The organism is Neobacillus sp. 19 (genome assembly GCF_049463095.1).
In the GTDB taxonomy this organism is placed as follows: domain Bacteria; phylum Bacillota; class Bacilli; order Bacillales; family Cytobacillaceae; genus Neobacillus.
In genome coordinates, this window is sequence record NZ_JBMPZU010000026.1 from 1 (window position 1) to 6,995 (window position 6,995).

General features: G+C 38.6%; 7 protein-coding genes and 1 pseudogene. 2 read left to right on the top strand and 6 right to left on the bottom strand.

Features of this window, described 5'->3' with window-relative positions; all coding sequences use genetic code 11:
- On the bottom strand, positions 1–295 hold a 295-nt coding region (locus tag ACO1D1_RS06115; protein ID WP_423335274.1), incomplete at its 3' end, for a copper ion binding protein.
- A gap of 82 nt (positions 296–377) precedes the next feature.
- Positions 378–584: a copper chaperone CopZ gene (gene copZ, locus ACO1D1_RS06120; protein ID WP_149870956.1), complete on the bottom strand. Its 207-nt coding sequence runs from the start codon at positions 582–584 to the stop codon at positions 378–380.
- A 346-nt stretch (positions 585–930) separates the two neighbouring features.
- Here copZ and ACO1D1_RS06125 point away from each other — a divergent pair, with 346 nt between their 5' ends.
- Positions 931–1,188, top strand: coding sequence for a hypothetical protein (locus ACO1D1_RS06125; protein WP_149870957.1), 258 nt, complete (start codon positions 931–933; stop codon positions 1,186–1,188).
- Positions 1,189–1,249: 61 nt separating this feature from the next.
- Here the strand turns inward: ACO1D1_RS06125 and ACO1D1_RS06130 are convergent, their stop codons facing one another.
- The 4 genes from ACO1D1_RS06130 to ACO1D1_RS06145 all read right to left on the bottom strand — a co-directional run bounded on the left by ACO1D1_RS06130 (position 1,250) and on the right by ACO1D1_RS06145 (position 6,556).
- The gene (locus ACO1D1_RS06130; RefSeq protein WP_149870958.1) at positions 1,250–1,984 is read right to left on the bottom strand and encodes a sulfite exporter TauE/SafE family protein; all 735 of its coding nucleotides are present in this window, start codon (positions 1,982–1,984) and stop codon (positions 1,250–1,252) included.
- A 164-nt stretch (positions 1,985–2,148) separates the two neighbouring features.
- Complete coding sequence (locus ACO1D1_RS06135; RefSeq protein ID WP_149870959.1) at positions 2,149–2,598, bottom strand: C40 family peptidase; 450 nt, start codon at positions 2,596–2,598, stop codon at positions 2,149–2,151.
- 237 nt (positions 2,599–2,835) lie between these two features.
- The gene (locus ACO1D1_RS06140; RefSeq protein ID WP_423335275.1) at positions 2,836–5,394 is read right to left on the bottom strand and encodes a vitamin B12-dependent ribonucleotide reductase; all 2,559 of its coding nucleotides are present in this window, start codon (positions 5,392–5,394) and stop codon (positions 2,836–2,838) included.
- A 325-nt stretch (positions 5,395–5,719) separates the two neighbouring features.
- Complete coding sequence (locus ACO1D1_RS06145) at positions 5,720–6,556, bottom strand: lipoate--protein ligase family protein (RefSeq protein ID WP_149870961.1); 837 nt, start codon at positions 6,554–6,556, stop codon at positions 5,720–5,722.
- Between the two features lie 224 nt (positions 6,557–6,780).
- Here ACO1D1_RS06145 and ACO1D1_RS06150 point away from each other — a divergent pair.
- A pseudogene (locus ACO1D1_RS06150) lies at positions 6,781–6,995 on the top strand (rhodanese-like domain-containing protein); the annotation flags it as partial.

Below are 6,995 nucleotides of genomic sequence, written 5' to 3' on the forward strand. Positions count from 1 at the left end.
ATTTAGTTAACCCCTTTTCAATTCTTGCAGAGCAGGCGGCACAGGTCATCCCGGTGATATCTAGCTCTGTCTTCTCCGTGACCACATCGTACCCTAAATCCCTAATTTTCTTTTCAATATCTTCAACATTGATCTGCAAGGAGTCATATTTAATTGCGGATTTTTCCAAAGCCAGATTCACATTCGCTGACTCCACACCAGCTAATTTGTTAAGGCCTTTTTCAATTCTTGTTGCACAGGCGGCACAGGTCATCCCAGAAATTTGTAAATTTGTTTCTTTAATAATTTGACTCATGAAAGCCAACTCCTCATACCCCATATAGGTATAATTTTTTGGAAAAAGAACGTGCTAACAGATAGCACGTCATTTTATCTACTTATTTCACATCGTACCCTTGGTCATCGATGGTTTCTTTTATTTGCTCCAATGAAACCTGTTGCTGGTTATATTCTACATCCACTGTAGCGGCTTTTAAGTTTACTTTTACTGCGGCAACTCCATTTAGAGCTCCAACACTTCCCTCAACCGCTTTTACACAATGATCACATGACATTCCTTGAACGTTTAATATTGCTTTTTCCATTAATATTCTCTCCTTTATAATTGGTGATATGCTTTCTATATATCAACCTTACCATACCCCCCTACCCTATGTAAAGGGATTGAAATTTATTTTTTGCCTAATTATTATTCCTTTTCAAATTTTGTTCACAAGTTAATCATTTTGGTATTTGGGTCTATATATTATTATAAATTTTTGGATAGTTGCAAACTATGTCGAAAGTCACATAATATTGTTACAAATTATTGCCGCCTTCTTAAGCTTTCCAGATTTCACTACAAGAGTCATAATATTGACATACAATCTTCATTTGTTCTACAAATTCCAGCTATATGATTAGGGTATTAAAGAAAGGAGTTGCTGGAAGATGAAGAAGCTTTATGTAGGTTTATTAAGTGCTGCTTTGGTCCTTGGTGCAGGAACGGCTGTTTTTGCTGCTGGAAATAATGACTCTGGTAGTAGTCCTAGCTTTGAAAACATGCTGCCTTTTATGGAAAAAATGCATCCTGGTTCCTCTAAAGAAGATTTACAAAATATGTACAAGGCCTGCCACGAAAATGGCGGCATGATGAATGACTCGAACGATATGAATATTGATCGTGAGAATATGATGAATAGCTTTTAAAAATGACAAAAAAGAAAGCGTTGATTTTCAGCGCTTTCTTTCGACTAAACGGGGGGCTTATTTATAGGGCCCAATATGTTAATGTATCAAATATTCCTAGAATGAGCATAAAAATACCGGCAATCCGTTGAACTAATGTACCAAATTTTCTTCCCTTTTTCATTAAAGCACCACTGCCGCCAAGATACCAAATGATGAAAATGACAATTAAAAGGGGGAAGGCTGTTCCAAGTGCAAAGATCGATGGGAGTATAAAACCATATGGACTTGAAAATACCACCGGCATTAAGGTTACAAAAAACAGAATAAACATGGTTGGACAAAAAGCTAAAGAAAAACTTAGTCCAAGCATAAACGAGCCAAATCTACTTCCCCGCTTATACTCATTCGTTTGCTTAAATAACTTTATAGTCCCTCTCAGTTTAATAAAGCCCAGCATATATATTCCCACAATAATTAAAATAGGACCCATAATTTTACGCAGCCACGGAAAATACAGTGTTAGATTTTGTTCAATCCCTTTCCCAAGAAGCCATACTATTCCACCTAATAAAGAGAAAGCAACTATTTTACCTAAAGTAAAGCTGAAAACATCCCTCCACATAATTTTCTTTTGGATGGAACTGTTTCCATACAGTGTAATTGCACTTATGTTACCCGTAAGCTGGCATGGTGCTAGTGCACCTACTAGACCTAATATTAATGCAAAGACAATCGGCCATGACTCTAAACTACTGGCGATATTCAGTAATGGCTGACTCAAGGAAGAACTTATTTGACTAAATAAATTGTACATATACTCACCCTGCTATGTTGTTATAGAATCACGATAACATAATAGGATGAAGAACGTGTGAAGATTATGGATTGTCAAATAATTGTCGAAATTAGCGCCGCTTTTGATTGCTTGCATGAAAAAAGAACATCAGCATAGCCAATGTTCTGAGTGGTTAATATCTATTAAATACGTTTGGAGCCAATATATTTTGGATTCCAGTAGCTGTTATTCGTATAGGTAATCATAACACCTTTTGACGATGATGCCATAATCATTTTCCCCGCTCCAATATACATCGCGACATGTGTTGGTTTGCTTGCTTTATTTGGTGCAAAAAACATTAAGTCTCCCGGTTGTAAAGAGCTTACCCGATATCCTTTGGTGTAGTACATATCAGCCGCTGTTCGTGGTAATACCTTACCTGCCTGTCCGAATGAATATTTTACGAGGCCAGAGCAATCGAATCCTTTTGGTGACATGCCGCCCCAGCGATATGGAACACCGAGATTTGCTTTCGCAACTGAGATTGCTTTTGTATGATAATAAGCCGCTTCAGCTTTATCACCCGTTGTGGCAAACACTGAGCTAATTCCAATTGTAATCGCAAGAGCTGTGATGAATTTTTTTAGCATAATGTTATCCCCCTTGAGTGATTTGATACTCATACTATACAAGGAAAGAATAACAGAGACATCACATGGAGATTACAATTCTTTTACAAAGTTATCGTAATATAATTACTATATTTTGAATGAATTTGCTTGAAGATCGCATATTTGAAGATAAAACTCAGCTTTTTTCTGTAAAAATGTCTTTAAGACCACATAAGAAAAAGGATGGAAAAATAATTTCCATCCCCATAGCATTCACTATAAACCACACTTCAATTGAGCACCACAATTGGTACACGTATTACAACCGCCCATTTCTTCAACTTTTCCCTTGCGGCAGACTGGGCAAGTGTTGCCCACCTCGGAGCCAATTGTTACGTCTGTTGATCGTAAGTCGGTGATTGTATCAACAAGAACAACATGCTGCTTTGTTTTTTCATCAAACATAGATAATTGCTCGTTTGTATTTTCTTCAGCTTTTAAGGTTAAAACCTGAGAATCCCGTGAACCGTCCACATAGACAGTACCACCTTTAGCACCACCGCGGTAAAGACGCTCGTAAACCTTCTCTACCTGCTCAACACTGTATCCTTTTGGTGCATTAACAGTTTTACTGATGGAGCTATCAATCCAACGCTGAATCACACATTGTACATCCGCATGAGCTTCGGGCGCTAGTTCCATCGCTGTTACGAACCAATTAGGAAGATTTTCTGCATCTGCTTCTGGGTGCTGATCTAAATATTCTTGGACAATATCTGCTTTTACTTCGATAAATTTGCCGAGACGTCCGCTTCGGAAATAAGAGAATGAGAAATAAGGTTCTAATCCTGTTGAGACGCCAACCATCGTTCCAGTGGATCCAGTGGGAGCAACAGTTAGCAAATGTGAATTTCTTATTCCGTTTTCTAAAATTGATTCGCGGACATCTTCAGGCATTTTCTTCATATAACCTGTTTCAATAAAAGCTTGTCGTAAACGGTTTGTTTCGTTTGGTGTATTTCCATATAAGAATGGGAAACTTCCCTTTTCTTTGGCTAATTCAACTGATGTTCTATATGCAGTAGTTGCGATAGTTTCAAATACTTCATCAACAAGCTTGTTGCCTTCAGGCGAACCATACTCAGTTTCACAGTAGATCAATAAATCATGTAAGCCCATTACGCCAAGACCGACTCGGCGCTCACCAAGGGCTTGTTTTTTATTTTCTTCTAAGAAATATGGTGTTGCGTTAATAACGTTGTCCTGCATTCTGACACCAACAGTTACAGTTTTCTTTAGTTTCTCAAAATTAACAGTTTTTGTTTCTTTGTCCGCCATTTCTGCAAGGTTTACAGCAGCGAGGTTGCAGACTGAAAATGGTGCGAGAGGTTGCTCGCCACATGGATTTGTTGCAACAACTTGTTGTCCATATGCTTTTGCATTGGTCATGTCGTTGGCATTATCAATAAAGAATATACCTGGTTCAGCAGAGTAGGTAGCACAAATGTTAATTAAATTCCATAACTCTTTAGCTTTAATTTTTTTGTAAACTCGCACTTTGTGGCCGAGTTTTTCCCACTCGCGAACATCGCCGACTTTATGCCATTCTTCATTGTAATTTTTCATTTCCGCTTCATTGTAGTGTTCAACATATGGGAAACGAAGTTCGTATTCGGCATCATTTTCAACAGCTTCCATAAATTCCTTTGTTAAACAAACGGAAATGTTTGCGCCAGTTAAGAATTCTGGATTATGAACGGTGTAATTACCACCGGTTGCTAGTTTTTCTTCCGCATCAGCGATGATATTTTCATCAAATCCACCATAGCCCGGGATGTTCTTATAGTTAACGATTCCCTGATACATAGCCGATTCCTGAAGCGTTAATGGTGTCAGTTTCAGCTTATCTTTGGCATGTTTTTTAATTGTTTCATCTTTTGTATTTTCAATTAAGAATCGTAGAATTCTAGGATTTTGCATCTTAGAAATAATAAATTCAATAATGTCTGGGTGCCAGTCGGCCAGCATGATCATCTGCGCCCCCCTGCGACTTCCGCCTTGCTCAACTAAGTGCGTTAGCTTCGCAATATCATCCAGCCATGAAACTGATCCGGATGATTTTCCGTTTACGCCTCTTGCTAAAGTGTTTCTTGGTCTTAATGTCGATCCATTTGTCCCGACACCGCCGCCGCGGCTCATGATTTCCATTACCTGCTTACGATGGTCAGAGATTCCTTCACGAGAATCTGCAACGAACGGCATTACATAACAATTGAAAAATGTAACATCGGTATTTGCCCCTGCACCATATAAAACACGGCCAGCTGGAACAAAGTTCATCGTTACGAGCTCTTGATAAAACTTTTCAAACCACTCACGGCGCTTCTCTTCGGTTTCTTCAACCGATGCAAGACCAGTGGCATTCCGCTTCGCAATTTGCTCGTAGAAGAGCTCCAACGGCTTTTCGATGACATCTAGAGACCGGATGATGACACCAGTACTTGATTCCTCAGGATTATCGAGCGCACCTCTGAATTCTTCGTCAATCAAAACCTTTGCCCTTTTATTTTCCCAATCAATTTCCAAGATGGTTCCTAAACCTCGTGCTGGAAATTTCGGATCTTCCTTAATCGTTAAAACAACAAAGTCGCCATTAGTGAGAGTAATTTTTGCTGTGTCTTTGAAGGTGTAACGGTCTAGCATGACCAAACGTGAAACACCCTTATGAGTTATTTTCATATCTGGGGTTACCGGGTGTACTTGGGGGAACAAGCGGATATCCTCATTCAACCTTTCAAAATCAATATTCATTTTTTGTCTAAAAACTACAGACATGAGAACAACTCCTTCAAAATTAAATCTATATCCTGCGCTGGATTCTAGTAGGTTTATGCTATATCTAGTTGTCTTAATAAACTTACGTTAACAAAATCCACGATAAAATTCAACATATAGTACCGAAAATATTTTCGACACCACTATATATTGTATGTTGAGCAAATAACAATTATTTTGTCAAACTCTAAAAAAACTAGATTTACGAGAAAACAAAAGATATTCCCTGTTTTTCACCATAAAACAAGAAATTTTAACAAATTTCGCGACTTGCCTCAGGAAAGGCTAATCAAAGAAAAGAGCGGCTAGCGCCGCTTTCAATTTTCTATCGTTTAAAATTCCACTCATCACTTTCATATCGCTCTTTCGCCAATTTTTCAACATAATCACGTTCTTCTTCCGTTAGTTGATATGGTTCAAGATCAATATTTAGTCCCTCGGCAAACCCCTTATAAAAAGCCTCTTTTGCCTCATCAAGAGTAATCCGCTTTGGACTAATCGCATTGATGGCAACTGCCTTATCTTTAAATGCCTTCTTCATCCGTTCCTTTACCCGTTCATTTGAATATTTAAACAAACTAAACAGCTTTTCTTCATCCAAATCCAATAGAATCGAGCCGTGCTGAAGAATAACACCTTTTTGTCTTGTCTGTGCACTGCCGGCTACCTTTCTGCCTTCCACGACAAGCTCATACCAGCTAGGGGCATCGAAACATACTGCAGAGCGTGGATTTTTCAACGCTTCCCGCTCTTCCGCAGTTTTAGGCACAGCAAAATAAGCTTCTAGTCCTAGATGATGAAAGCCTTTTAGGATTCCCTCTGAAATAACTCTATAAGCCTCCGTTACAGTCCTAGGCATCTCTGGATGCTCTTCCGATACGATCACACTGTATGTAAGTTCATGCTCATGGAGGACGCCGCGCCCGCCTGTCGGTCTCCTGACAAACCCCAGCCCATGTTCTTTGACGGCCTCCATGTCAATTTCCTTTTCTACCTTTTGAAAATAGCCGACAGACAGAGTGGGAGGATTCCAGCCGTAGAATCGTATAACCGGAGGGATTTTTCCCTCACTATGCCAATCTAGTAATGCTTCATCCAACGCCATATTAAAAGATGGTGAACAATTTCCAGAATCGATAAAACGCCATACTTCTTTTTTCATGAACAAACCTCATTTTTTAAAAATGTTTTCAAGAATTAGTCTGAATCAAAATCTGATATGATTTCAAAACGTGATGATTCTGCTATAATTTAATTAGACAAAAATGAAAGATTTTTTCCCTTTTCATCTTTATCTTTAGGGGAATGACTTATATAATAAAAACTAGTGCAACAAAGCTTGAAAGGAGCAAAAAGAAGTTGAACTCACTTTATGTTTTATTAATCATGATCGTAGCACTTATCATCTACTCCGTTTTCACCTATTTTTATCAAAAAAGGATTGTAAAAACGGTAACTGTAAGATTTCCGTGCAGGGTACAGAAAGGCACAACTAATAGATGTTCGTGAAGCAAACGAATTCGATGGCGGCCATATTTTAGGTGCACGTAATATTCCCATGTCACAAATGAAAATGCGCATGAAAGAAATCCGTCCTGATA

Bases quoted from the DNA above. Each gene is read 5' to 3' on its own strand.
- ACO1D1_RS06125 (WP_149870957.1), top strand. From the start codon at position 931: ATGAAGAAGCTTTATGTAGGTTTATTAAGTGCTGCTTTGGTCCTTGGT.
- ACO1D1_RS06130 (WP_149870958.1), bottom strand. From the start codon at position 1,984: ATGTACAATTTATTTAGTCAAATAAGTTCTTCCTTGAGTCAGCCATTA.
- ACO1D1_RS06135 (WP_149870959.1), bottom strand. From the start codon at position 2,598: ATGCTAAAAAAATTCATCACAGCTCTTGCGATTACAATTGGAATTAGC.
- ACO1D1_RS06145 (WP_149870961.1), bottom strand. From the start codon at position 6,556: ATGAAAAAAGAAGTATGGCGTTTTATCGATTCTGGAAATTGTTCACCA.
- ACO1D1_RS06140 (WP_423335275.1), bottom strand. From the start codon at position 5,394: ATGTCTGTAGTTTTTAGACAAAAAATGAATATTGATTTTGAAAGGTTG.
- copZ (WP_149870956.1), bottom strand. From the start codon at position 584: ATGGAAAAAGCAATATTAAACGTTCAAGGAATGTCATGTGATCATTGT.